Source organism: Candidatus Blastococcus massiliensis AP3 (assembly GCF_000582785.1).
GTDB classification, from domain to species: domain Bacteria; phylum Actinomycetota; class Actinomycetes; order Mycobacteriales; family Geodermatophilaceae; genus Blastococcus; species Blastococcus massiliensis.
Genome location: NZ_HG931174.1, coordinates 857,672 through 881,326 on the forward strand (window position 1 = coordinate 857,672; position 23,655 = coordinate 881,326).

The following is a 23,655-nucleotide window of genomic DNA, read 5'->3' on the forward strand; positions in this document are numbered from 1 at the left end:
GGGTGATCACGACCCCGCTGACCCGCTGGTTCGACCTCACGACTCCGGTCGTCGGTGCGCCGATGGCCGGCGTCGCCGGCGGTGCGCTGGCCCGCGCGGTCTCGCAGGGCGGCGGGCTCGGGATGATCGGCGTCAGCGGCCGGCACGGCGCCGGGTTCGTGACCGAGCAGTGCGCGCTGGCGGCCGAGGGCGAACTGCCCTTCGGCGTCGGACTGATGATCTGGACGCTGGCCGACCGGCCGGAGCTGTTCGACGCCACCGTCGCGGCGCGGCCCAGCCTGGTGTCGATGTCGTTCGGCGACCCGGCGCCCTACGTCGGGCCGCTGCACGACGCCGGGATCGCCGTCGCGGCGCAGGTGAACACCGCCGCGGACGCCCGGCGGGCGATCGACGCGGGTGTCGACGTGCTCGTCGCCCAGGGCACGGAGGCCGGCGGGCACACCGGTCAGCGGGCGCTGCTGCCGCTGCTGCAGGAGGTCCTGCCCCTCACCGACCGGCCGGTGATCGCCGCCGGCGGGATCGCGACCGGCCGCGCCATGGCGGGAGCACTCGTCGCCGGCGCGGCCGGCATCTGGGTCGGCACCGCGCTGCTGGCCTGCGCGGAGGGGCTCAACGGTGCGGCCGCCCGACAGCGGATCCTGGCGGCGTCGGGCGACGAGACCGTGCTGACCCGCGCCTTCGACGTGGCGGAGGGCATCGCCTGGCCGGAGCGCTGGCCCGGGCGGGCGCTGGTCAACGACTTCTCCCGCGCCTGGCACGGCCGGGAGGACGAGCTCGTGGACGACGCCGCCGCGCGGCAGCTCGTCGTCGACGGCCGGCGCAGCGGGGATCCCGCCCACGCGCCGCTCTACGCCGGAGAAGCGGTCGGCCTGGTGACGACGGAGCGCTCGGCGACCGACGTCGTCAGGGAGCTGACCGCCGACGCCGAGGAGGCGCTGCGGTCGGTTCCCCGCCTGCTCGCGTGATCATTGCGCAGTTGTCCACCTGTCCGGACCTCGCGAGAGGTGGATAAGTGCGCAATCGGCGGGTCTAGTGCGGGACCTCGCAGCTGTCGTCCGTGCAGCCCTCGGCGGCCGGGACGGTGATGAGCGGTTTCGCGTCGGCCCAGGCGCGCTCGAGGAGCTGCAGCAGCTGCTCGGCGGGCTGAGCGCCGGCGGCGCCGTACTTGCGGTCGACGACGAAGAAGGGGACGCCCCGCGCGCCGAGCTCGATGGCGGTCGCGCTGTCCTCGCTGACGGCCCAGCGGAAGCGCCGGTCGGTGAGGGCCTCGCGCACCTCGGCCTCGTCCAGCCCCACCTCGACCGCCAGGGGCACGAGCGACTCGACGTCGAAGACGGAGCGCTGCTCCTCGAAGTAGGCGTGCAGGAGGCGCTCCTTGAGCTCGTTGCGCTTGCCGTGCTCGGCGGCCAGGTGCAGCAGCTCGTGGGCCAGCAGGGTGTTGCCGCTGACGCCGTCGGCCAGGTGGTACTCCAGCCCCTCGTCGGCGGCGACCTGCTCGAGGCCGCGCATGTTCTCGCGCATCTGCTCCACCTCGACGCCGTACTTGGCGGCCAGCGCCGGGAGGGTCGGGTGCGTCTCGCCCTCGGGGACGGTCGGGTCGAGCTGGAACGAGCGCCAGACGACCTCGACCTGGTCGCGGTGGGGGAACCGCTCCAGGGCGGTCTCCAGCCGGCGCTTGCCGACGTAGCACCACGGGCAGACGACGTCGGACCAGACCTCTACGCGCATGCCCGGCCCAACGTCGTCGTCCGTTCCGAGCATTCCGCGAAGCGGTGTCGCGGCTCCTGGCCGCGGTGCGATCCGGAGGATCGCAGTGTCAGCGGACGCCGACGAGGTCGACGACGAAGACCAGGGTGGCGCCGGGCTTGATGACGCCGCCGGCGCCGCGCTCGCCGTAGGCCTTGTGCGGCGGGATGGTCAGCCGACGGCGACCACCGACCTTCATGCCGGTCATGCCCTCGTCCCAGCCCTGGATGACCATGCCCACACCCAGGCGGAACTCCAGGGGGTCGCCACGGTCCCAGGAGGCGTCGAACTGCTCGCCGCCGTCGTGGGTCACGCCGACGTAGTGGGCGCTGATCAGGTCGCCGGCCTTCGCCTCGGGGCCGTCGCCGACGACGATGTCCTCGATCACGAGGTCGTCGGGGGCCGGTCCGGTGGGCGGCTCGACGTCCGGACGGGTCAGCTCGGCCACGGTGCTCCCTCCTGCGCCGAGGCTCTCCCGGCACCGGACCCATCCAAGCAGCGGAGCGGGGAGCCCGCCCGGGTGGCCGCCGCACTGCCGCCGATGGGCGCGGCGCCGCCGGAGGTTCCGGAATGTCGGTGGCCGTCGCTACCTTCCGGCCATGATCGACCACCTGGGTCTGCAGACGGCCGACAGCGAGGCTGCGGCCGGCTTCTACGTACGGGTCTTCGCCGCCTGCGGCGTCCGCGAGTTCATGCGCCACGACACCCCGCACGGGCCGGTGATCGGCCTGGCCGGGCCGGACGGGCAGCCGCAGCTGTGGGTCAGCCCGAGGGAGGACACCGGCCACCGCCCGGTCCACCTGGCGCTGGCGGCGCCCTCGCGCGAGGCTGTCGACGACGTGTTCGCCGCCGCCCGGGCGGCGGGCGCGGAGATCCTGCACGAGCCGCGGGTCTGGCCCGAGTACCACCCCGGGTACTACGGGGCGTTCTTCCGGGATCCCGACGGCAACAACGTCGAGGCGGTGCACCACTCGCCGCCGTCCTGAGCTGGGGAGCCGCCGTGCCGGACGGGACCGCACCGTGGTGGACCAGCGCCGTGGTCTACCAGATCTATCCCCGCTCCTTCCAGGACTCCGACGGCGACGGCGTCGGTGACCTCGGCGGGATCCTGCAGCGCCTGGACCACCTGACCGATCTCGGCGTCGACGTCCTCTGGCTGTCGCCGGTCTACCCGTCCCCTCAGGCGGACAACGGCTACGACATCAGCGACTACCAGGACATCGATCCGCTCTTCGGCTCGCTGGCCCAGCTCGACGAGCTGATCGAGGCCCTGCACGCGCGCGGGATGAAGCTGGTCATGGACCTCGTGGTGAACCACACCAGCGACGCGCACCCGTGGTTCCTCGAATCACGATCCTCGGCCGACAGCCCGAAGCGCGACTGGTACTGGTGGCGGCCGCCCAGAGGAGGGATGGCCGCGGGTGACCCCGGCGCGGAGCCGACGAACTGGCAGTCGTTCTTCAGCGGGCCGACCTGGGAGCTCGACGAGGCCAGCGGCGAGTACTACCTGCACCTGTTCGACCGCCGGCAGCCCGATCTGAACTGGGAGAACCCGCAGGTCAGACAGGCGATCTACGAGATGATGCGGTGGTGGCTGGACCGCGGCGTCGACGGCTTCCGCATGGACGTCATCAACATGATCAGCAAGGACGTCGCCGAGGACGGCCACCTGCACGACGGGCCGCCGCTGCCCGGTTCGTCGCTCGGCAGCGGCTACGCGTCCTTCATCTGCGGGCCGCGGATCCACGAGTTCCTCCAGGAGATGCACCGCGAGGTGTTCGCGGGGCGCCCGGAGGCCCTGCTGACGGTCGGCGAGATGCCGGGCGTCACCGTGGAGCAGGCACGGCTGTTCACGGACCCGGCCCGCGGCGAGGTGGACATGGTGTTCCAGTTCGAGCACGTCGGCCTGGACCACGGCACGTCGAAGTGGGACCTCAACCCGCTGCGGATGCGCGACCTGAAGGCCTCCTTCGGGCGCTGGCAGGCCGGCCTGGCCGAGGTGGGGTGGAACTCCCTCTACTGGGACAACCACGACCAGCCGCGGGCGGTGTCCCGCTTCGGCGACGACTCACCGCGGTACCGCCGCGACTCCGCCACCTGCCTGGCCACCCTGCTGCACCTGCACCGCGGGACGCCGTACGTCTACCAGGGACAGGAACTCGGCATGGCGAACTACCCGTTCGCCTCCCTCGACGACTTCCGGGACGTCGAATCGCTCAACCACCACGTGCAGGCCGTCTCCGCGGGCCAGGACCCGGCCGCCGTCCTGGACGCGATGCGGACGATGAGCCGCGACAACGCCCGCACCCCCGTGCAGTGGGACGCCTCCCCGCACGCCGGGTTCACCAGCGGGGAGCCGTGGCTGGCGGTCAACCCCGACCACGTCGAGTGGAACGCGGAGGCCCAGCGGGAGGATCCGACCTCGGTCCTCGCCCACTACCGCCGGCTGATCGCGCTGCGGCACCAGCTGCCGGTGGTGGCGCTCGGCGACTTCACCATGCTGCTGCCCGAGCACGACGACGTGTACGCGTTCACCCGCTCCCTGGACGGCGAGACGCTGCTGGTCGTCTGCAACGTCTCCCGCAGGGCGCACGACCTGACCTCCCTGCTGCCGCAGGCGGCCGGCGCCGAGCTGGTGCTGGGCAACCTGGCCGACGGTGACCCCGGCGAGCTGCGCCCGTGGGAGGCCCGGGTCCTGCGGCTGTGACCACGGTCCGCTGACCTAGGGTCCCGGCGTGAGTCGCACGCTGGAGGCCGTCTTCCCGGCCCGCATGGGGACGCCGTTCCGCTGGCTGGTCGGCTCGTCCTGGATGAGCAATCTGGGCGACGGCATCCTCGTGGCCGCCGGCCCCCTGCTGGTGGCCTCGCAGACCTCCGACCCCCTGCTCGTCGCGCTCGCCGCCCTCCTCCAGCGACTGCCCTGGCTGCTGTTCGGGCTCTACGCGGGCGTGCTGGCCGACCGGCTCGACCGCCGCCTCGTGGTGATCGTCGCGGACCTCATCCGCGCCGCGATCCTCGTCGGGCTCACGCTGACCCTGGTCACCGGCGTCGTCAACGTCGGCGTCGTCCTGACCGCGATGTTCCTGCTCGGCGTCGCCGAGGTCTTCGCCGACGTCACGACCGGAACCCTCCTGCCGATGGTCGTCGGCAAGGCCGACCTCGGCATCGGCAACGCGCGCGTGATGGCCGGCTTCCTGACGATGAACAACCTCGCCGGGCCCGCCATCGGCGCCTTCCTCTTCGCGGCGGGCACCGCCTGGCCGTTCGCCGTCCAGGCACTGTGCCTGGCGCTGGCGGTGGTCCTGCTCTCCCGGATGGCCGTGCCCGCCCGGCCGCGGCCGGAGACGCCCAGCCACCTGCGCCGCGACGTCGCGGAGGGCTGGCGCTGGACCTGGGGGAATGCCGCCGTCCGGACGCTCACCCTGACGATCGTCACGTTCAACGTCACCTGGGGCGCCGCGTGGTCGGTGCTGGTCCTCTACGCCACCGACACCCTCGGCATGGGGCCTGTCGGCTTCGGCCTGCTCACCACGGTCAGCGCCCTGGGCGGGGTCCTCGGCACGTTCGGCTACGACTGGCTGGAGCGGCACGCCAGCCTGGGCAACATCATGCGCGTCGGCCTCATCATCGAGACCCTCACCCACCTGGGGTTCGCGCTCACCACCACGCCCTGGGTGGCGATGGTGATCATGTTCGTCTTCGGCGTCCATGCCTTCGTGTGGGGGACGACGTCGCGCACCGTGCGCATGCGGGCCGTGCCGATGGAGCTGCAGGGCCGGGTGGGGAGCCTCTACATGGTCGGCGTCTTCGGCGGGATCGTGGCCGGCCAGGCGCTCGGCGGGGTGATCGCGAAGATCTGGGGCATCACCGGGCCGTTCTGGTTCGCCTTCGTCGGCTCCGCGCTCATCCTGGCGCTCATCTGGCGGCAGCTCGTGCACATCGAGCACGCCGACGACGAGGCCCGCGCCGAGGTGTGACGCGCGGGAACCGCTGTACGGGCGGCCTCCGCGACGCCAGCATGACGGCACTGACAGCGACCTCGGGAGGTGCCCGTGTCGGACGACGTGCAGCCGCCACCACTGACGGTGGTGCGCCCTGGCGAGGGGAGGCTGGCCGACCTCGGGGACGGCGTCGGCGTGGCGTTCAAGCTCTGGGGCCACGACACCGGCGGCTCGATCTCGGTCGTCGAGCACCCGTTCGAGGTGGGGGCGTACGTCTCCGCGCACCTGCACACCCGGGAGGACGAGTACTCGATCGTCCTCGAGGGGGAGATCGGCTTCCGGTCCGGCGACCGGGAGGCCGTCCTGGGCCCCGGCGGCTACATCACCAAGCCGCGCGGCGAGATGCACGCCATGTGGAACGCCGGCCCGACCCCCGCCCGGATGATCGAGATCATCAGCCCGGCCGGCTTCGAGGGCTTCTTCCGCGACATCGCCGACCTGGCCGAGGCCGGCACGACCGACCCGGCCGCGTTCGTGGCGGTGGCCGCGACCTACGGCCTCGAGTTCGGCGAACCGGACTGGCAGGCGGACGTCATACAGCGCTACGGGCTCACGACCCCCGAATGGTGACCGTGACCCCCGGCGATTGCGCGGATTCCGACGCCTCGAGGCCGGTCGAGACGTGGGTTTCCGCGCAACGGAGGCGCCAGGGCCTCAGCCGAGCGGGGACCGCGGCAGCAGGCGGTCGCTGATGATCCGCTTCTGGATCTCGCTGGTGCCCTCGAAGATCGTGGTGAGCCGGGCGTCCCGCCAGTGCCGCTCCACCTGCCGCTCGGTCGTGTAGCCGTTGCCGCCGTGCAGCTGCATCGCTTGGTTGGTCACCCGCACCGACATCTCGGTGGCCTCGAGCTTCACCATCGAGGCCTCCTTGGCCACGGGCATGCCCAGGTCGATGAGGTGCGCCACCTGCCGGTAGAAGGCGCGGGCCTGCTCGATCTGCGCGGCCATCTCGGCGACGGCGAAGCGCAGCGCCTGGAAGTCGCCGATCGGGTGACCGAACTGCTCGCGCTCCTGCAGGTAGAGGATCGAGTCCTCCAGCGCGGCACGGGCCAGCCCGACGGCGCGGGCGGCGGTGTGCACGCGGGCGGTGTTGAGGAACTTCTGCGCCTCCGCGAACCCGGCCTGCTTGGCGGCCTCGCCCTCCTCGCCGCTGTCCTCCCGCGCCGCCTTGGCCTCGTCGATGATGTTGTCCGCCGGGATCCGCACGCCGTCGAACGTGAGGTCCCAGGTCAGGAAGCCGTGGTAGCCGATCTTGTCGATCGGATGCCCGGTGAGCCCCTCGGGGAACTCGCCGCGCTCCTTCTCCAGCAGCAGGTTGATCAGCCCGGCCGAGCGCGACTCCCCCTCCTCCGGCTCGCGCTCGCGCACCAGCACCTGGATGAAGTCGGCCGCCTCGGCGTTGCCGCACCAGCGCTTGTGCCCGGTCACGACCCACTCGTCGCCCTCCAGGACGGCGCGGGTGGAGACGCCGGCCAGGTCCGAGCCAGCGTCCGGCTCGGAGAGCGCGATCGCGCCGATCCACTCGCCGCGGGCGCTGCGCCGCTGCAGCTCCTCGCGGCGGTCGGCGTCGGGCACCGCCGTCCCCAGGCCCTGGGAGCGGGCCAGGATGCTGGCCGTCGACATCCACGCGCGGGCCAGCTCCTCGCTGACCATGCAGTACTCGAAGACGCCGAGCCCCAGCCCGCCCTGCTCGGCGGGCACGGTGATGCCGAAGTAGCCGAGCTCGGCCAGCCGGGACAGCAGCGACGCCGGGATGAGGCCCTTCTGCGGGTCGAGCTCGTCGGCGACCGGCAGCACCTCGTCCATCGCGAACCGGCGCGCCTGCAGCTGGAGCTCCTCCCGCTCGGGCGTGTGCCACGGGGGCAGCAGGACCGGCGGCGGGGGCAGCAGGGTCTCGGTCTCTTCGGTGCTGGCGCTCGACGTCATCGTCGGTCGGCCCTCCTCGACGGCGGGATGATCACGTACACCTTGGCGGGTGCACCGTGCCCCCGCATGCCGCCGTCATCCGCGCAGGTGACCAGCCTCACCGGCGGCCCGACGGACTTTCGGCGCCGAAAGTCCCGGGTTCCGGTGCCGCAGGTTCGCTCAGGGGGTGCGCCGCTGCCGGGCCAGGGCGATGTAGTGCTCGATCAGCGCGGCATCGTCCACCGTGCCGCGGTTGACCGCCTTCTCGGGGTCCACGCCCTGGAAGAGCCGCTTGAGCGGCACCTCCAGGCGCTTGCCCGTGCGCGTGTGCGGCACGCCCGGCACGGCGATGATCTCGTCCGGCACGTGCCGCGGCGAGGCCTGCTCCCGGATCGCCGCCCGCAGGCGGCCGACGAGCTCCTCGGTGAGCTCCTCCCCCGGCGGGAGCTGCACGAACAGCGGCATCCAGTAGCCGCCGTCGGGCTGCTCCACCCCGAGGACGACGCAGTCGAGCACCTCGGGCACGGACTCCACCGCCGCGTAGATGTCCGCGGTCCCCATCCGCACGCCGCCGCGGTTGAGCGTGGAGTCCGAGCGGCCGGTGATCACGCAGGTCCCGCGCGGGGTGATCTCCAGCCAGTCGCCGTGCCGCCAGACGCCCGGCCAGGGCTCGAAGTAGGCGGCGCGGTACCGCTCACCGGACGGGTCGTTCCAGAAGTACAGCGGCATCGAGGGCATCGGCTCGGTGATCACCAGCTCGCCGAGCTCCCCGGTCACCGCCTCGCCGGCCTCGTTCCACGCCGCGGCGGCCACGCCGAGCATCGGGCGCTGCAGTTCCCCCGCCGTCACCGGCAGCAGCGGCGAGCTGCCGATGAAGCCTGTCGCGACGTCCGTACCGCCCGACAGCGAGCCCAGCAGCACGTCGGACGACACCGCGTCGTACACCCAGCGGAACGCCGCCGCCGGCAGCGGGGAGCCGGTCGAGCCGACCCCGCGCAGCGCCGACAGGTCGTGCGTCGCCCCCGGCCGGAGCCCGGCCCGCTCGCAGGCGGTCAGGTACCCGGCGCTGGTGCCCAGGTAGGTCATCCCGGTCCGCGCGGCCAGGGCGAACTGCGCGTCCTTGGTCGGATAGGCGGGCGCGCCGTCGTGCACGACCAGCGTGCAGCCGGCCAGCAGCGTCGACGTCGCGATGTTCCACATGATCCAGGCGGTCGAGGCGTACCAGAAGAACCGGTCGCCGGGCCCGACGTCCATGTGCAGCTCGGCGGACTTCCGTCCCTCGAGGACCACCCCGCCGTGGCCGTGCACCATGCCCTTCGGCAGCCCGGTCGTGCCCGAGGAGTAGACGATCCACAGCGGATGGTCGAAGGCGGTCGGCTCGTAGACCGGCTCCTGCGCGTCGGCCACCGCGTCCGCCCAGGCCAGCGCTCCGCCGGGCAGTTCGTCGGACAGCCGGGGGACGACGACCGTCGTCCGCACGCTGGGCAGCGCCGCGCGCAGCTCGGCGAGGATGTCGCGCCGGTCGAACTCCCGGCCGTTGAACCTGTAGCCGTCGACGGCGACCAGGACCGTCGGCTCGATCTGCGCGAAGCGGTCCAGCACCGCGCGGGTGCCGAAGTCCGGTGCGCACGCCGACCACACCGCGCCGACGGCGGCCGCGCCCAGGAAGGCGACCACCGCCTCGGGCACGTTGGGCAGGTAGCCGGCCACCCGGTCGCCCGAGCCCACGCCCAGCCGGCGGAGGGTGGCGGCGAAGGCGCCCACCCGGCCGCGCAGCTCCGCCCAGGAGATCTCGACCGGCTCGGCGTCCTCGGCCGTGGCGATGATCGCCGGGTGGTCGGGCGTGCTCTGCCGGAAGACCTGCTCGGCGAAGTTCACCGTCGTCCCCGGGAACCAGAGGGCACCCGGCATCTCCCGGCGGGTCAGCACCCGGTCGTCCGGGACACCCGGGAGCACGCCGGTCCATTCGGCCAGGTCGCCCCAGAACTGGTCCAGGTGCTCGACCGACCACCGCCACAGGGCGTCGTAGTCGACCGGGTCGCCGAACGAGAGCCCGCGCCGCCGGCCGACCCACGCGCCGAAGGCCGCGATCCGCGTGCCACGGACGCTCTCGGGAGTCGGCTGCCACAGGACGTCGCTCACGCCCGCACCCTGCCATCCTGACCATCGCGTGCCCACCGGAGACAGGAGTTCCCGTGCCCCAGGACGAACGGAACGTGCTGGGCGGACCGCTGCAGCCGTGCGGCACCGAACCGCTCACCGGCTTCTACCGCGACGGCTGCTGCAGCACCGGCCCCGAGGACCTGGGCTCGCACACCGTCTGCGCCGTCGTCTCGGCCGAGTTCCTCGTGATGCAGCGGGAGCTCGGCAACGACCTGTCCACGCCCCGTCCCGAGTACGGCTTTCCGGGGCTGCGTCCGGGTGACCGCTGGTGCGTGGTCGCCGTCCGCTGGCTGCAGGCCTACCAGGCCGGGGCCGCCGCGGGCGTCGTGCTGGCCGCCACGAACGAGCGCGCGCTGGAGATCGTGCCGATGGAGGCGCTCCGCCAGCACGCCGTGGACGTCCCCGACGACATCAGCGCGCTGGAATGAGCACGGCGGAATGAACACCTCGCCGGCGGCGCTGCCGCGGTCATGAGCGACCTCCTCGACGTGCCGGTGACCACCCTCCAGGGCCGAGCGACGACGCTGCGGGAGCTGGCCGGCGGCGGGCCGGCGCTCGTCGTCAACGTGGCCAGCAAGTGCGGCCTCACGCCGCAGTACAGCCAGCTCGAGACGCTGCACGAGGAGTTCTCGCCCCGGGGCTTCACGGTCGTCGGCGTGCCCTGCAACCAGTTCATGGGCCAGGAGCCGGGCTCTGCCGAGGAGATCGCGGAGTTCTGCTCGGCCACCTACGGCGTCACCTTTCCGATGACCGAGAAGGTCGAGGTCAACGGCGAGGGCGCGCACCCGCTCTTCCAGCAGCTCACCACCGCTCCCGACGCCGCCGGCGAGGCCGGCGACGTGCAGTGGAACTTCGAGAAGTTCCTGGTCGATCGGGACGGCTCGGTCGTGGCCCGGTTCCGCCCGATGATCCAGCCGGACGCCCCCGAGGTGCGGACCGCGATCGAGGCGGTCCTGCCCGGTTGACCGGGCTACGGTCGAGCGCATGGCTGACCTCCGCTTCTGGTTCGACCCGGTCTGCCCCTTCGCCTGGATGACCAGCAAGTGGGTCCGCCAGGTGAGCGCCCAGCGGCAGTACGACGTCGAGTGGCGGTTCATCTCGCTGCGGCTGCTCAACGCGCACGTCGACTACGCGAGCCACTTCCCGCCCGAGTACGAGGCTGGGCACACCGCCGGGCTCCGCCTGCTGCGCGTCGCCGCGCGGGCCCGCGCCGACCACGGTCCCGAGGCGGTCGACCGGCTGTACGCCACGCTGGGCGCGCACGTGTTCGAGGTCCCGGCCACCCGCGGGGACGCCGCGCGCCGCGGCACCCGCGAGTTCGTCGAGCCGGTGCTGGCCGAGGCGGGGCTCCCCGCGGAGCTCGCGGCCGCTCTGGAGGACACGGCCTGGGACGAGCAGATCCAGGCCGAGACCGACGAGGCCCTCGCGCTGACCGGGAAGGACGTCGGCACGCCGATCCTGCACTTCCGGCCACCGGAGGGCGTGGCGTTCTTCGGCCCCGTGATCAGCCGCCTGCCCGACGACGCGGACGCCGTCGCGCTGTGGGACCACGTCGTGGGCCTCGCCTCGTTCCCCGGCTTCGCGGAGCTCAAGCGCAGCCTCCGGGAGCGGCCCCAGCTGCCCGCCTTCGGGGTGCGGACCGACGAGGCGGGGCAGCAGGAGGACTGGCACGGCGGCAGCCGTCGGCAGAAGCGCTAGACCGGCCGTTCCACCCAGGCAGGGGAACCGCCGGGATCGCGTGATCCCGGCGGTTCCGTCGGCTCAGCGGGGCGTGTCGTCCGGCGCGGGCACCGGGGACCCGACGTCGGACGCCGTCCTCGTACCGTCCGACGACCGCTCCACGGCGGCCTGGACCGGCGAGGGACCCGGTCCGGTCGCGCCGTTGGAACTCGGCTGCACGGCCAGGGAGAAGTCGTCCCCGTGCTTGGTGATGCCCTCGACGACCGCCTGCTGCACCGCCTCGACCGCCGCGGTCCGGCGGAGCACGATCGGGTCCCGGCGCACGTCCTTGGTGAGGGACACCGCCAAGCCGGCGATCACCAGCGCGAACGGCAGCGCCCCGATGATCGTCAGGTTGCGCAGTCCCTGGAGTCCGACGTCGCCGCCGGACAGCAGCATCACCGCCGCGACGGCACCGGTGACCACGCCCCAGAAGATGACGATCTTCGGCGTGGGCTCCCGCCTGCCGTGCTCCGACAGCGAGGCCATGACGATCGAGGCGGAGTCCGCGCCGGTCACGAAGAAGATGGCCACGAGCAGCATCACGATGACCGTCATGACGCCGGTCCACGGCAGCGTCTCGAGCAGGCCGAACAGCTGGGCCTCCTCGCTCCCCTCGCCGGCGAGGTCGACCCCGTCCTGCTGCGCGGAGATGGCCGAGCCGCCGAAGACGCAGAACCAGAACAGCGTGACCACGCTCGGCACGAGCAGCACGCCCGCCACGAACTCGCGGATCGTGCGGCCCCGGCTGATCCGGGCGATGAAGACACCGACGAACGGCGTCCACGAGATCCACCAGGCCCAGTAGAAGACGGTCCAGCCGGACAGCCACTCCGCCATCGCCTCCCCGCCGGCGGCCTCGGTGCGGGCGGCCATGTCGGCCAGGTCGCCGAAGTACGACCCGAGCGCAGTGGGCACCAGGTCGAGGATCAGCACGGTGGGGCCGACGACGAAGACGAACAGCGCCAGGGTGAAGGCCAGGACGACGTTGATGTTGGACAGCCACTGGATCCCGCGGGCGATGCCGGAGAAGGCCGAGGCCACGAACGCCGCCGTCAGCACGGCCAGCACGGCGACGATGACCGCGTTGCCGGCCTCGCCGACCCACCCGATGATCTCCAGCCCGCTGCCGATCTGCAGCGCCCCGAGACCCAGGGAGGCCGCGGTGCCGAAGAGCGTGGCGAAGATGGCCAGGACGTCGATCAGCTTGCCCGCCGGCCCCTCGGTGGCCGCGCGACCGAACAGCGGGGTGAAGGCCGCCGACAGCAGCTGCGAGCGTCCCCGCCGGTAGGTGCCGTACGCGACCGCGAGGCCCACCAGGGCGTAGATGGCCCACGGGTGGAGCGTCCAGTGGAAGAGCGTCGTCGCCATCGCGGTGGTGACGGCCTCGTTGGTCTCCCCGCCCACGGTGCCGGGCGGCGGGGACACGAAGTGCGTGAGCGGCTCGGCGACGCCGAAGAACATCAGGCCGATGCCCATGCCGGCGCTGAACATCATCGCGACCCAGCTGATCGTGCGGAACTCCGGCGCCTCCCCGTCGCGCCCCAACGGGATGCGCCCGTACGGACTGGCCGCCAGCCACAGGACGAAGAGGACGACGCCCGTCGCCAGCAGGACGAAGAACCAGCCGAGGTTGCTCTCGATCCAGCCCAGCGCGGAGCCGCTCGCGCTCCCCAGGTTCTCGGGTGCGCTGAACCCCCAGGCGACGAAGCCGAGAGCGAGCACCGCCGAGATGCCGAAGATGGTCTTGTCCAGGCCGCGGTCGTGCTCGGCCGCCGCGACCGGCGGCTCGGCCAGGGCAGGGTGCGTCCGGCGTCGGCGGCGGGGAGGGGCGGGTTGATCGGCTCTGGTCACTGTGGTGTGGCGCCCGTGCGGGCGCTGCTCCGTTCCTGTCGACGGGGATGAGCGGTCGCCCCCGGCCTGCGGGGGACACGAAACCTCGACCGGACGCACTCACCACTTCCGGGGCGACCCAAACGCGAATTGCCCGATCGGGCCCCGGCGATCTCGTGCCGGGGCCACCGACCAGACTGACGTCATGGAGCTGCCCGGCGCCCTCTACGTGCCCACCGCCGAGGGGTTCACGGCCACCGCCCTGACCATCGGCCCGTGGGATCCCGGCCTGCAGCACGCCGGCCCGCCGGCCGCACTGCTGGCCCGGGAGGCGGAGCGGGCCGGCGGGATCGACGGTGGCCAGACGGTGCGGCTGAACTACGACATCCTCGGTCCGGTGCCCGTCGGACCGGTGCGGATCCGCAGCAGGATCGTCCGGCCCGGCCGCCGCGTGGAGCTCGTCGAGGCGGTGCTGGACGCCGGCGACGACCGCCCGCTGATGCGGCTGTCGGCCTGGCGCATGCGCACCCGCACCGAGGGCCTCCCGGCTCCCGTCGAGGGCGCGGCCCCGGAGGCGGCGCACCCGGCCCCGGCCGGCGTGGAGGCCAGCCGGCCAGGAGAGGCGTCCTTCTTCCGCTCCGAGATCGCGTACCACAAGGCGCTGGAGTGGCGGTTCGCCTCCGGCGACTTCGACGCCCGGGGGCCGGCCGCCGCCTGGACCCGCCCGCAGTGCACCCTGGTCGAGGGCGAGCCCATCACGCCGCTGCAGCACCTGCTGGTCATGACCGACGCCGCCAGCGGCATCTCGGCGGTGCTCGACGGGAGGTCCGCCACGTTCGCCAACGTCGACCTGAGTGTGGCGTTGCACCGGCCACCGCGGGGAGAGTGGCTGGGCATGGACGCGATCACCGTGCTCGGCGACTCCGGCGCCGCGCAGTGCTCCGCCGTCCTCTTCGACGAGGACGGCGCGATCGGCCGCTCCACCCAGTCGCTGTTCGTGGAGCCGCGATGAGGATCCCGGTCGGCCACCGGTCGACGGGCGCAGCAAGGTGGACGACGACATCGACGAGGAGGAATCGGCCGTGGGCGATGCGCTGAGGGACGTCCTGGACTGGCTGTCCGGGCGGGGACTCGAGGTGGTCCTGATCATCCTCGGCTCGGTGCTGCTCGCCCGGCTCGTGACGTGGGCCGGGAGCCGGATCACCAGCCGGATCGACGACCGGTACACCGGCGGGGACGCGCTGGTCCGCTCCGAGGCGGCCAAGCACCGGCACTCCCTCACCCAGGTGCTCACCTGGGCCGCCGTCGTCCTCATCTACTCCGTCGCCGTGTTCTTCGTGCTCGAGCGGCTCGGCGTGCCGATCTCCGGGCTGGTCGCGCCGACCGCGGCCCTGGGCGTCGGGCTCGGCTTCGGCGCGCAGCGGGTCGTCGGCGACGTCCTGGCCGGGTTCTTCATCATCACCGAACGTCAGTACGGCTTCGGCGACGTCGTCGCGATCCAGGTCGTGGGCGGGATGGAGCCCGCGACCGGCACCGTCGAGGACGTCACGTTGCGGATCACCCGGGTGCGCTCGGCGGACGGCGAGGTCGTCACCGTGCCCAACGGGCAGATCGTCAAGGTCACCAACCTGTCCCGCGACTGGGCCCGGGCCGTCGTCGACGTCCCCGTCCCGACGGGCGTCGACGTCAACCGGGTGAACGAGGTCCTGCGCTCCGTCGGCCGGGATGCCTTCCGGGACCCCGCTCTGCGACCGCTGCTGCTCGACGCGCCCAGCGTGATGGGCGTGGAGAGCCTCGACCTGGAGCAGGTGAACGTCCGGATGGTGGCGCGCACGCTGCCGGGCAAGCAGTTCGACGTCGGCCGCGACCTGCGCGCCCGCGTCGTCGAGGCGTTCCGTGATCAGGGCATGAAGGTGACGCCCCCGACGCCGGACGACGAGCCGGCGGGCCGGCCCGAGCGGGAGAGGGAGGACGCGTGACCACGCCGCAGCACGAGCCCACGACGGGCGACGCGGTCGCCGACCCCACGGTCAGCACCGCCCCGACCAGCGCCACCGAGGCGCCGCCGCCCGCCTCCCGGTGGTGGACGTGGGACAACCTCCCCGACCACCTCGGCCGGGCGCGGACCTCGACGGTCTTCCTGTCGGTGCTCTTCCTCGCCGTCTTCACGCTGTACCTCAACGTCCGGCCCGACCCGGATCCGGTCGGCACACGGCCGTCCGGGGGGAACACCGACGTGGAGGCCCCGGTGGAGCCCTCGGAGCCGTCGGAACCCGCCGCGCCCGAGACCACCTCGGGGCCGGAACCGACCGAGGACCCCGACGAGGAGACCGGGACGCCCACGACGAGCCGGCCGCCCGGCCCGACGAGCCCCGACTCCGACACGTCGGAGCCCGACGAGCCGACGGAGACCTCGGAGCCGACGGGCGGGACGACCGGGCCGGGCGGCTCCGCGCCGTCGTCGCCTCCCGCACCGTGACCGAAGTGGTACGGACCTCCCGGCCCGCTACGACACGCCGCAAGGCAAGATCGAGTGTCTGCCCGTCCCGAAGGAAGGCCCGCCCGTGTCCGCTCGTTCCCTGACCCGCCGCCGCGCGACGCTCGTCGCAGCCGCCACCAGCGCCGCGCTGATCCTCACCGGCTGCGGTGACGATTCCGACTCCGGCTCCTCCGGTGGTGGTGGCGGGGACGCCGCCGGCTCCGAGCTGCCCGAGGTCGAGGTCGACGAGGAGCTGGCCGCGCTCGTGCCCGCCGAGATCGCCGAGGACGGCGTCATCAGCGTCGGCAGCGACACCACCTACGCGCCCAGCGAGTTCCTCGACGAGGACGGCGAGACGATCATCGGCTTCGACGTCGACCTGTTCACCCTCGTCGCCCAGAAGCTGGGCCTGGAGGCGGAGTTCGAGTCCGCCCCGTTCGACAGCATCATCGCGGGCGTCGGCTCCGGCCGGTACGAGGCCGGCGTCTCCTCCTTCACGATCAACCCGGACCGGCTGGCCGAGGCGACGATGGTCAGCTACTTCAACGCCGGCACCCAGTGGGCCACCCGCGAGGGCAACCCCGACGACGTCGACCCCGACAACGCCTGCGGCCTGTCCGTCGCCGTCCAGACCGGAACCATCCAGGTGGACGACGTGACCGCCCGCTCGGAGGCCTGCGAGGCCGCCGGCGACGACGAGATCGACATCCAGCAGTTCGAGTCGCAGGCCGACGCCACCGCCGCGGTCGCCTCCGGCCGGGTCGACGCGGTGCTCGCCGACTCGCCGGTCATGGCCTACGCCGTGCAGCAGACCGACGGCCAGCTGGAGCTGCTCGGCGACATCTACGACTCCGCCCCCTACGGCTACGTCGTCCCGAAGGAGCAGACGCAGTTCGCGGAAGCGCTGCAGCGCGCGCTGCAGGCGCTCATCGACGAGGGCGCCTACGACGAGGTCCTGAGCAACTGGGGCGTCGAGGACGGCGCCATCGACGACCCGTCCGTGAACCCGGCCTCCTGACCTGCCGGTCGGCATGACCTCCGAGACACCGGCGCGACCGGCACCGCCCGATCCGATCGAGGCGGTGCCGGTCCGCCACCCCGGCCGCTGGATCGCCGCGGCCGTCATCGCCGTCCTGGCGGCGATGTTCGTCCACATGCTGGTCACCAACCCGGTGTTCCGGTGGGACTTCATGGTCGACAACATGTTCAGCGACCCGGTGCTGCGCGGGGCGCGGACGACCCTGATCATGACCGTGCTTGCCATGGTCCTGGGCGTGCTGCTCGGCATCGTCGTGGCGATCATGCGGCTCTCGCCCAACCCGATCGTCTCGTCCGCGGCGTGGGCCTACATCTGGTTCTTCCGCGCGATCCCCCGGATCGTGCTGCTGTTCTTCGTCGCCAACCTGGGCGCTCTCTACTCCCGGTACGAGTTCGGCGTCCCGTTCGACCAGCAGCTCATGGACCTGTTCGGGTTCCAGGGCGACTGGCGGTTCTTCGGCTTCGACGGCAACGACATCTTCGTCGGCTTCATGGCCGGCCTGATCGGACTGTTCCTCTCCGAGGCCGCCTACATGGCCGAGATCGTCCGCGCCGGCATCCAGTCGGTCGACCCGGGTCAGGCCGAGGCCGCCGCCGCGCTGGGCATGAGCCGGGCGCGGACCATGCGCCGGATCGTGCTGCCGCAGGCGATGCGGGTCATCATCCCGCCGACGGGCAACGAGACGATCGCCATGCTGAAGGACACCGCGCTGCTCATCGCCATCCCGGTGTCCAACGAGCTGAACTTCCAGCTGCGCGCCATCGGCAGCCGCACGTTCCAGGTGATCCCGATGGCCGTGGCCGCCATCCTCTGGTACCTGGCGCTGGCCAGCGTGCTCATGGTCGGCCAGTACTTCCTGGAACGGCGGTTCAGCCGCGGGTTCGGCGGCCGGGAGACCCGGGCGCAGCGGGCCGCGCGCCGCGCCGCCGAGGTGGGGAGCAGCAAGTGACCGGCACGTCCGCGGCGCCCATGGTGAAGGCCGAGGCGGTGCACAAGTCCTTCGGCCACGTCGAGGTGCTCAAGGGCATCGACCTCGAGGTCGCACCGCGCGAGGTCATGTGCATCGTCGGGCCGTCGGGGTCGGGCAAGTCCACGTTCCTGCGGTGCATCAACCACCTGGAGCAGATCACCGCCGGGCGGCTGTGGGTGGACGGCCACCTGGTCGGCTACCGCGAGAAGGGCGGCAAGCTGCACGAGCTGCGCGACCGCGAGGTGGCCGCCCAGCGCCGCGACATCGGCATGGTGTTCCAGCGGTTCAACCTCTTCCCGCACATGACGGCGCTGGAGAACGTCGCCGAGGCGCCGGTCCAGGTCAAGCGGGTGGGCAAGGCCGACGCCCGCGCACGGGCCGCGGAGCTGCTGGACCGGGTGGGTCTGGGCGACCGGGTGCACACCTACCCGAACCAGCTCTCCGGCGGCCAGCAGCAGCGGGTGGCGATCGCCCGCGCGCTGGCCATGGAGCCCAAGCTGATGCTCTTCGACGAGCCGACCTCGGCGCTCGACCCCGAACTGGTCGGCGAGGTGCTCGACGTGATGCGCGGGCTGGCCGCCGACGGCATGACGATGATCGTCGTCACCCACGAGATGGGCTTCGCCCGCGAGGTCGGCGACACCCTGGTCTTCATGGACGACGGCGTCGTCGTCGAGGCCGGCGACCCCCGCCAGGTGCTCACCGACCCCCAGCACGAGCGCACGCAGGCGTTCCTCTCCAAGGTCCTCTGAGCGGGTTCCCCCCGTCCCCCGTCGACGATCAGCTGACCTGATCGTGCAGCGTCCTCCCTCAGCGCCCACCACGAGGGAGGACGCTCGATGATCAGGTCAGCTGATCATCGCCGCCACCGTGGGACCCGTGTTTCACGTGTGACATCGCGCGTGCCTAAGATCGACACGGCTCACGAGAGGCAGTGCGAAGCACCTGGCTGACTGCCCGGCAACCTCTACTCCGTCTGAGGTGCTCCAGGGGAAGAGCCGGCTGTCGCGGCGTCCGCCACGGTGGCAAGGACGGAGCTCCCGTGCGCCGCGGGATCTCCTGACCGAGAGGAGACGGCGCACATGAGCGACCCGCAGAACTGGAGCTTCGAGACCCGGCAGATCCACGCCGGAGCCAGCCCCGACCCGACCACCGGGGCGCGCGCCCTGCCGATCTACGCGACCACCAGCTACCAGTTCCGCGACAGCCAGCACGCCGCGGACCTCTTCGCGCTGGCCGAGATGGGCAACATCTACACCCGCATCATGAACCCGACGCAGGACGCGCTCGAGCAGCGCGTCGCCTCGCTGGAGGGCGGGGTCGCCGCGCTCGCGGTCGCCTCCGGCCAGGCCGCGGAGACCCTCGCCATCCTCAACCTCGCCGAGGCCGGCGACCACGTCGTCGCCTCCGCCTCGCTGTACGGCGGCACCTACAACCTGCTGCACCACTCGCTGCCCAAGCTCGGCATCACCGTCTCCTTCGTCGAGAACCCCGACGACCCCGAGGCCTGGCAGGCGCTGGTGCAGGAGAACACCCGCGCCTTCTACGCCGAGACGATCGGCAACCCGAAGGGCGACGTCCTCGACATCGAGGCCGTCGCGGGCGTCGCGCACCGCAACGGCGTGCCGCTGATCGTGGACAACACCGTCGCCACCCCGTACCTGATCCGCCCGTTCGAGTTCGGCGCCGACATCGTCGTGCACTCGGCCACCAAGTACCTGGGCGGCCACGGCACCGCGATCGCCGGTCTGATCGTCGACGGCGGCACGTTCGACTGGCGCGGCGGCAAGCACCCGATGTTCACCACGGCCGACCCCACGTACCACGGCGTCGTCTACGCCGACCTCGGCGCGCCCGCCTACGCGCTCAAGGCGCGGGTGCAGCTGCTCCGCGACCTCGGCCCCGCCATCAGCCCGTTCAACGCCTTCCTCGTCGTCCAGGGCATCGAGACGCTCTCGCTGCGCATGGAGCGGCACGTGGCCAACGCCCAGCGGGTGGCCGAGTACCTCGAGGCGCACGACGCCGTCGACCGGGTCAACTACGCCGGCCTGCCCACCAACCAGTGGCACGCCGCGCAGCAGAAGTACGCCCCCAAGGGCGCCGGCGCCGTCCTCACCTTCGAGCTGCACGGCGGCAAGGAGGCCGGCCAGAAGTTCGTCGAGGCGCTCGAGCTGCACAGCCACGTGGCCAACATCGGCGACGTCCGCTCGCTGGTCATCCACCCGGCGTCCACGACGCACTCGCAGCTGACCCCCGAGGAGCAGCTCACCACCGGCGTCACGCCGGGCCTGGTGCGGCTGGCCGTGGGCCTGGAGGGCATCGAGGACATCATCGCCGACCTCGAGGCCGGTTTCCGGGCCGCCAAGTCGGCCTGAGCATGGGCGGGTGGGTCGAGGGGGATCCGGTCGGCGACCGGCTCTTCCTCGACCTGCCCGCGTTCGCCCCCGAGCGGGGCGGAGAGCTGCCGTCGGTGCGGGTGGCCTACGAGACCTGGGGGACGCTCGCTCCCGACGGCGGCAACGCGGTGCTGGTCGAGCACGCGCTCACCGGCGACAGCCACGTGGTCGGCGCCACCGGCCCGGGGCATCCGACCGCGGGCTGGTGGGAGGGCATCGTCGGGCCGGGCCGCCCGCTGGACACCGACCGGTGGTTCGTCGTCTGCGCCAACGTGCTCGGCGGCTGCCAGGGGACGACGGGGCCGTCCTCGACGGCCCCCGACGGCGCACGGTGGGGCTCGCGTTTCCCCGAGGTGACCGTCGGCGACCAGGTCCGGGTCGAGGTGGCCCTGGCCGACGCGCTCGGCATCGGCCGGTGGGCGTGCGTGGTGGGCGGCTCGATGGGCGGCATGCGGGCGCTCGAGTGGGCGGTGGCGCTGCCCGAGCGGGTGGGGTCGCTGTTCTTCCTGGCGTCGGGCGCCTCCGCCAGCGCCGACCAGATCGGCACGCAAACCACCCAGCAGGCGGCCATCCGCGCCGACGCCCGCTGGGCGGGCGGCGACTACCCGGCCGACGCTCCCCCGGTCGACGGGCTGGGCGTCGCCCGGCGGATCGCCCACCTCACCTACCGCAGCGCCCTGGAGCTCGACGCCAGGTTCGGTTCCCGGGTCCAGGAGGACGGCCGCTTCGCCGTCGCCTCCTACCTCGACCACCACGCCACCAAGCTGGCCGCACGGTTCGACGCCGGCAGCTACGTGGTGCTCACGGAGGCGATGAACTCCTGGGACGTCGGCCGTGGTCGGGGAGGGGTCGAGGCGGCGCTGGCCCGCGTCACCGCCCGCACCGTCGTCGCCGGCATCGACAGCGACCGGCTCTACCCGCCGGCGCTGCAGCAGCGCGTCGCCGACGCCCTCGACGTCCCCCTGCAGCTCATCCGGTCCCCGTACGGGCACGACGGGTTCCTCGTCGAGGTCGACGAGGTCGGCGGCCTGCTGGCCGGGCTCCTCGCCGGCTGACGGCGGTCACCTACCGTCCGGCCGGCTCCAGGAACTCGAGCCGGTTGCCGAAGGGGTCGGCCGCGTAGAACCGGTCGTGACCCGGGAAGTCGTCGTCCCAGGTCACCGGATGTCCGGCCGCCTCCAGTGCCTCCGCCACACCGCGCAGGCCGCTCACCAGCAACCCGGGGTGGGCCTTCCTCGCCGGGGCGAACGGCTCCTCGACCCCGAGGTGGACCTCCAGGCCGCCGCCCCGGAACCAGCACCCACCGCGGGCGGCGAGCACGGGCGGCTTCTCCAGCTCCCGCATGCCGAGCACGTCCCGCCAGAACGCCCGGCACTGCTCCTCGCCGCCCGCGGGGATGGCCAGCTGCACGTGGTGGAGCGGCAGCAGTTCGAAGGCGCCCGTCGACGGGTGGGTCACGGGCTCAGCGGTCCAGCCGGCGCACCCGCCGGGCCGAGGCCAGCCGCTCGCTGTAGGCCTTGGCGTTGCACTGGATGTGCAGCTGGTCGTCGTCGGTCGCCTCGCGCATGACCTTCGCCGGGACGCCGGCGATGAGCGAGCGCGGCGGGAAGACCTTGCCCTGGGTGACGACGGCGCCCGCGGCCACGATCGAGCCCGAGCCGATGTGCGCGCCGTTCATGACGACGCTGCCCATGCCGACGAGCACGTCGTCGTCGATGCGCGCACCGTGCAGCACCACCCGGTGGCCCACCGACACCCGCGCCCCCACCACCAGCGGGAAGCCCGGGTCGGAGTGCAGCGTGCAGCCGTCCTGGATGTTGGTGTCGGCGCCGATCTCGATGACCTCGGCGTCCGCCCGCGCGACGGCGCCGTACCAGATGCTCGAGCGCGGCCCCATCGTCACCGCTCCCACCACGACCGCCGTGGGCGCGACGAACGCCTCGTCGTCGATGGCCGGAGTGCCGAAGTCCAGGGCGCCGATGAAGTTGTCCACCCGGCGAACCTAGATCAGGCCGTGGGCGTGCACCGCCTCGGCGACCTGGAGGAACCCGGCCACGTTGGCGCCGAGCACGAGATCACCCGGCGACCCGTACTCCTCGGCCGTCTCGTGGCAGCGCGCGTGGATGCCGCGCATGATCTCCTCGAGCTTGGCCTCGCTCTGCTCGAAGCTCCACCGGTCGCGGGACGCGTTCTGCTGCATCTCCAGCGCGGAGGTGGCCACGCCGCCGGCGTTGGCGGCCTTGCCCGGCGCGAACCCGATGCCCGAGGCCCGGAAGAGCGAGACCGCGTCGGGGGTGGCGGGCATGTTCGCCCCCTCGACGACGTACTGGCAGCCGTTGCGGGCCAGCGTGCGCGCGTCCCGGCCGTCCAGCTCGTTCTGCGTGGCGCTGGGCATCGCGACCTCGCAGGGGACGTCCCAGATGGACCCCTGCGAGATGTAGTGGGCGCTGGCGACCCGGTCGGCGTACTCGCTGATCCGGCCGCGCTCGGTCTCCTTGACCTGCTTCAGGATCTCGAGGTCGATGCCCTTCTCGTCGACGACGTAGCCACTGGAGTCCGAGCACGCGACGACGACGCCGCCGAGCTCGTGCACCTTCTCGATGCCGTAGACGGCGACGTTGCCCGAGCCGCTGATGACCACCCGGCGCCCCTCGAAGGACTCGCCCCGGGCGTGCATCATCGCGTCGGCGAAGAAGGCGGCGCCGTACCCGGTGGCCTCCCGGCGGACCAGCGCACCGCCCCAGCCCAGCCCCTTGCCGGTGATGACGCCGGACTCGTACCGGTTGGTGATCCGCTTGTACTGGCCGAACAGGTAGCCGATCTCGCGTGCGCCGACCCCGATGTCACCGGCCGGGACGTCGGTGTACTCGCCCAGGTGCCGGTACAGCTCGGTCATGAACGACTGGCAGAACCGCATGACCTCGGCGTCGGAGCGGTTCTTGGGGTCGAAGTCCGAGCCGCCCTTGCCGCCGCCGATGGGCATGCCGGTCAGGGCGTTCTTGAAGATCTGCTCGAAGCCGAGGAACTTGACGATGCCGAGGTTGACCGAGGGGTGGAAGCGCAGGCCGCCCTTGTAGGGGCCGAGAGCGGAGTTGAACTCGACGCGGAAGCCCCGGTTGATCTGGACCTGGCCGTGGTCGTCCTGCCACGGCACGCGGAAGATGATCTGCCGCTCGGGCTCGCAGATCCGCTCGATCGTCTTCATCTCGGCGTACTCGCTGTGCCGGCCGAGGACGACGGCCAGCGACTCGAGCACCTCGCGCACGGCCTGGTGGAACTCGGCCTCACCGGGGTTGCGCCGAAGCACCTCGGCGTAGATCTCCTGCACCTTGGCAGGCACGTCCACGTGCACGCGATCCTCCGTACTGCTGTTCCGATGACGAGGGATCAAGGTACGCGCGCCG

At 72.5% G+C, this 23,655-nt stretch carries 24 protein-coding genes and 1 riboswitch; of the genes, 16 read left to right on the forward strand and 8 right to left on the reverse strand.

The genetic code is table 11. The annotated features are described in order from the left end of the window. Positions 1–2 precede the first annotated feature (2 nt). The gene (locus tag BN344_RS12615; RefSeq protein ID WP_040338753.1) at positions 3–965 is read left to right on the forward strand and encodes an NAD(P)H-dependent flavin oxidoreductase; all 963 of its coding nucleotides are present in this window, start codon (positions 3–5) and stop codon (positions 963–965) included. A 64-nt stretch (positions 966–1,029) separates the two neighbouring features. Here BN344_RS12615 and BN344_RS12620 read toward each other — a convergent pair whose 3' ends face one another. After that, positions 1,030–1,761 carry a DsbA family oxidoreductase gene (locus BN344_RS12620; RefSeq protein WP_231486760.1) on the reverse strand — a complete coding sequence of 244 codons (732 nt, stop codon included), beginning with the start codon at positions 1,759–1,761 and terminating at the stop codon, positions 1,030–1,032. Positions 1,762–1,816: 55 nt separating this feature from the next. Continuing rightward, a complete protein-coding gene (locus BN344_RS12625) occupies positions 1,817–2,194 on the reverse strand; it encodes an FKBP-type peptidyl-prolyl cis-trans isomerase (RefSeq protein WP_040338754.1) in 378 nt (125 codons plus the stop codon). Between the two features lie 151 nt (positions 2,195–2,345). Between BN344_RS12625 and BN344_RS12630 the strand changes: the two genes are divergently transcribed. The 4 genes from BN344_RS12630 (at position 2,346) to BN344_RS12645 (ending at position 6,317) form a co-directional block, all read left to right on the forward strand. Continuing rightward, a complete protein-coding gene (locus BN344_RS12630; protein ID WP_040338755.1) occupies positions 2,346–2,732 on the forward strand; it encodes a VOC family protein in 387 nt (128 codons plus the stop codon). A 14-nt stretch (positions 2,733–2,746) separates the two neighbouring features. Continuing rightward, on the forward strand, positions 2,747–4,453 hold the full coding sequence (locus BN344_RS12635) for a glycoside hydrolase family 13 protein (protein WP_040338756.1): 1,707 nt from the start codon (positions 2,747–2,749) through the stop codon (positions 4,451–4,453). 28 nt (positions 4,454–4,481) lie between these two features. Further along, positions 4,482–5,723, forward strand: a complete 1,242-nt coding sequence (locus BN344_RS12640; RefSeq protein ID WP_040338757.1) for an MFS transporter — start codon at positions 4,482–4,484, stop codon at positions 5,721–5,723. Between the two features lie 75 nt (positions 5,724–5,798). Continuing rightward, complete coding sequence (locus BN344_RS12645) at positions 5,799–6,317, forward strand: cupin domain-containing protein (RefSeq protein ID WP_197022309.1); 519 nt, start codon at positions 5,799–5,801, stop codon at positions 6,315–6,317. Positions 6,318–6,401: 84 nt separating this feature from the next. Here BN344_RS12645 and BN344_RS12650 read toward each other — a convergent pair whose 3' ends face one another. Both BN344_RS12650 and BN344_RS12655 read right to left on the reverse strand, forming a co-directional pair. After that, positions 6,402–7,673: an acyl-CoA dehydrogenase family protein gene (locus tag BN344_RS12650; protein WP_051515853.1), complete on the reverse strand. Its 1,272-nt coding sequence runs from the start codon at positions 7,671–7,673 to the stop codon at positions 6,402–6,404. 159 nt (positions 7,674–7,832) lie between these two features. Next, positions 7,833–9,794, reverse strand: a complete 1,962-nt coding sequence (locus BN344_RS12655) for an acetoacetate--CoA ligase (protein WP_040338758.1) — start codon at positions 9,792–9,794, stop codon at positions 7,833–7,835. A 53-nt stretch (positions 9,795–9,847) separates the two neighbouring features. Here BN344_RS12655 and BN344_RS12660 point away from each other — a divergent pair, with 53 nt between their 5' ends. The 3 genes from BN344_RS12660 to BN344_RS12670 are packed head-to-tail and all read left to right on the forward strand — an operon-like array spanning position 9,848 to position 11,513. Further along, positions 9,848–10,243 carry a DUF2237 family protein gene (locus tag BN344_RS12660; protein ID WP_040338759.1) on the forward strand — a complete coding sequence of 132 codons (396 nt, stop codon included), beginning with the start codon at positions 9,848–9,850 and terminating at the stop codon, positions 10,241–10,243. Positions 10,244–10,285: 42 nt separating this feature from the next. Beyond that, positions 10,286–10,780, forward strand: a complete 495-nt coding sequence (locus BN344_RS12665; protein ID WP_040338760.1) for a glutathione peroxidase — start codon at positions 10,286–10,288, stop codon at positions 10,778–10,780. Positions 10,781–10,799: 19 nt separating this feature from the next. Next, the gene (locus BN344_RS12670) at positions 10,800–11,513 is read left to right on the forward strand and encodes a mycothiol-dependent nitroreductase Rv2466c family protein (protein WP_040338761.1); all 714 of its coding nucleotides are present in this window, start codon (positions 10,800–10,802) and stop codon (positions 11,511–11,513) included. A 63-nt stretch (positions 11,514–11,576) separates the two neighbouring features. On the opposite strand, the gene BN344_RS12675 is transcribed toward BN344_RS12670, so the two are convergent. Then, a complete protein-coding gene (locus tag BN344_RS12675) occupies positions 11,577–13,388 on the reverse strand; it encodes a BCCT family transporter (RefSeq protein WP_081788579.1) in 1,812 nt (603 codons plus the stop codon). 184 nt (positions 13,389–13,572) lie between these two features. On the opposite strand from BN344_RS12675, the gene BN344_RS12680 reads away from it, so the two are divergent. The 8 genes from BN344_RS12680 (at position 13,573) to metX (ending at position 21,306) form a co-directional block, all read left to right on the forward strand. Beyond that, complete coding sequence (locus BN344_RS12680; protein ID WP_040338762.1) at positions 13,573–14,379, forward strand: thioesterase family protein; 807 nt, start codon at positions 13,573–13,575, stop codon at positions 14,377–14,379. A gap of 37 nt (positions 14,380–14,416) precedes the next feature. Then, positions 14,417–15,346, forward strand: a complete 930-nt coding sequence (locus tag BN344_RS12685; protein ID WP_231486761.1) for a mechanosensitive ion channel family protein — start codon at positions 14,417–14,419, stop codon at positions 15,344–15,346. Continuing rightward, entirely contained in the window at positions 15,343–15,846 is a 504-nt protein-coding gene (locus BN344_RS12690) for a hypothetical protein (protein WP_040338763.1), read from the forward strand. The genes BN344_RS12685 and BN344_RS12690 overlap by 4 nt, the downstream gene beginning before the upstream one ends. 85 nt (positions 15,847–15,931) lie before the next feature. After that, positions 15,932–16,864, forward strand: a complete 933-nt coding sequence (locus tag BN344_RS12695) for an ABC transporter substrate-binding protein (protein ID WP_040338764.1) — start codon at positions 15,932–15,934, stop codon at positions 16,862–16,864. A 13-nt stretch (positions 16,865–16,877) separates the two neighbouring features. Beyond that, the gene (locus tag BN344_RS12700) at positions 16,878–17,834 is read left to right on the forward strand and encodes an amino acid ABC transporter permease (protein ID WP_051515854.1); all 957 of its coding nucleotides are present in this window, start codon (positions 16,878–16,880) and stop codon (positions 17,832–17,834) included. Then, the gene (locus tag BN344_RS12705; protein ID WP_462475930.1) at positions 17,831–18,607 is read left to right on the forward strand and encodes an amino acid ABC transporter ATP-binding protein; all 777 of its coding nucleotides are present in this window, start codon (positions 17,831–17,833) and stop codon (positions 18,605–18,607) included. The genes BN344_RS12700 and BN344_RS12705 overlap by 4 nt, the downstream gene beginning before the upstream one ends. A gap of 168 nt (positions 18,608–18,775) precedes the next feature. Continuing rightward, positions 18,776–18,893: riboswitch (SAM riboswitch) on the forward strand. Positions 18,894–18,937: 44 nt separating this feature from the next. Beyond that, on the forward strand, positions 18,938–20,230 hold the full coding sequence (locus tag BN344_RS12710; protein WP_040338765.1) for a bifunctional o-acetylhomoserine/o-acetylserine sulfhydrylase: 1,293 nt from the start codon (positions 18,938–18,940) through the stop codon (positions 20,228–20,230). Positions 20,231–20,232: 2 nt separating this feature from the next. Beyond that, complete coding sequence (metX, locus tag BN344_RS12715) at positions 20,233–21,306, forward strand: homoserine O-acetyltransferase MetX (RefSeq protein WP_040338766.1); 1,074 nt, start codon at positions 20,233–20,235, stop codon at positions 21,304–21,306. A gap of 10 nt (positions 21,307–21,316) precedes the next feature. Here metX and BN344_RS12720 read toward each other — a convergent pair whose 3' ends face one another. From BN344_RS12720 to gdhA, 3 genes are read right to left on the reverse strand one after another with little or no spacing between them, the layout of a single operon-like run. Beyond that, on the reverse strand, positions 21,317–21,709 hold the full coding sequence (locus tag BN344_RS12720) for a VOC family protein (protein ID WP_231486763.1): 393 nt from the start codon (positions 21,707–21,709) through the stop codon (positions 21,317–21,319). Positions 21,710–21,713: 4 nt separating this feature from the next. Then, a complete protein-coding gene (locus BN344_RS12725; protein WP_040338767.1) occupies positions 21,714–22,244 on the reverse strand; it encodes a gamma carbonic anhydrase family protein in 531 nt (176 codons plus the stop codon). 9 nt (positions 22,245–22,253) lie between these two features. Next, complete coding sequence (gene gdhA, locus BN344_RS12730; protein WP_040339215.1) at positions 22,254–23,597, reverse strand: NADP-specific glutamate dehydrogenase; 1,344 nt, start codon at positions 23,595–23,597, stop codon at positions 22,254–22,256. Positions 23,598–23,655: the final 58 nt, after the last annotated feature.

Coding starts and splice junctions, on each gene's coding strand:
- BN344_RS12620 (WP_231486760.1), bottom strand. CDS start 1,761: ATGCTCGGAACGGACGACGACGTTGGGCCGGGCATGCGCGTAGAGGTC.
- BN344_RS12630 (WP_040338755.1), top strand. CDS start 2,346: ATGATCGACCACCTGGGTCTGCAGACGGCCGACAGCGAGGCTGCGGCC.
- BN344_RS12650 (WP_051515853.1), bottom strand. CDS start 7,673: ATGACGTCGAGCGCCAGCACCGAAGAGACCGAGACCCTGCTGCCCCCG.
- BN344_RS12665 (WP_040338760.1), top strand. CDS start 10,286: ATGAGCGACCTCCTCGACGTGCCGGTGACCACCCTCCAGGGCCGAGCG.
- BN344_RS12670 (WP_040338761.1), top strand. CDS start 10,800: ATGGCTGACCTCCGCTTCTGGTTCGACCCGGTCTGCCCCTTCGCCTGG.
- BN344_RS12680 (WP_040338762.1), top strand. CDS start 13,573: ATGGAGCTGCCCGGCGCCCTCTACGTGCCCACCGCCGAGGGGTTCACG.
- BN344_RS12700 (WP_051515854.1), top strand. CDS start 16,878: ATGACCTCCGAGACACCGGCGCGACCGGCACCGCCCGATCCGATCGAG.
- BN344_RS12710 (WP_040338765.1), top strand. CDS start 18,938: ATGAGCGACCCGCAGAACTGGAGCTTCGAGACCCGGCAGATCCACGCC.
- metX (WP_040338766.1), top strand. CDS start 20,233: ATGGGCGGGTGGGTCGAGGGGGATCCGGTCGGCGACCGGCTCTTCCTC.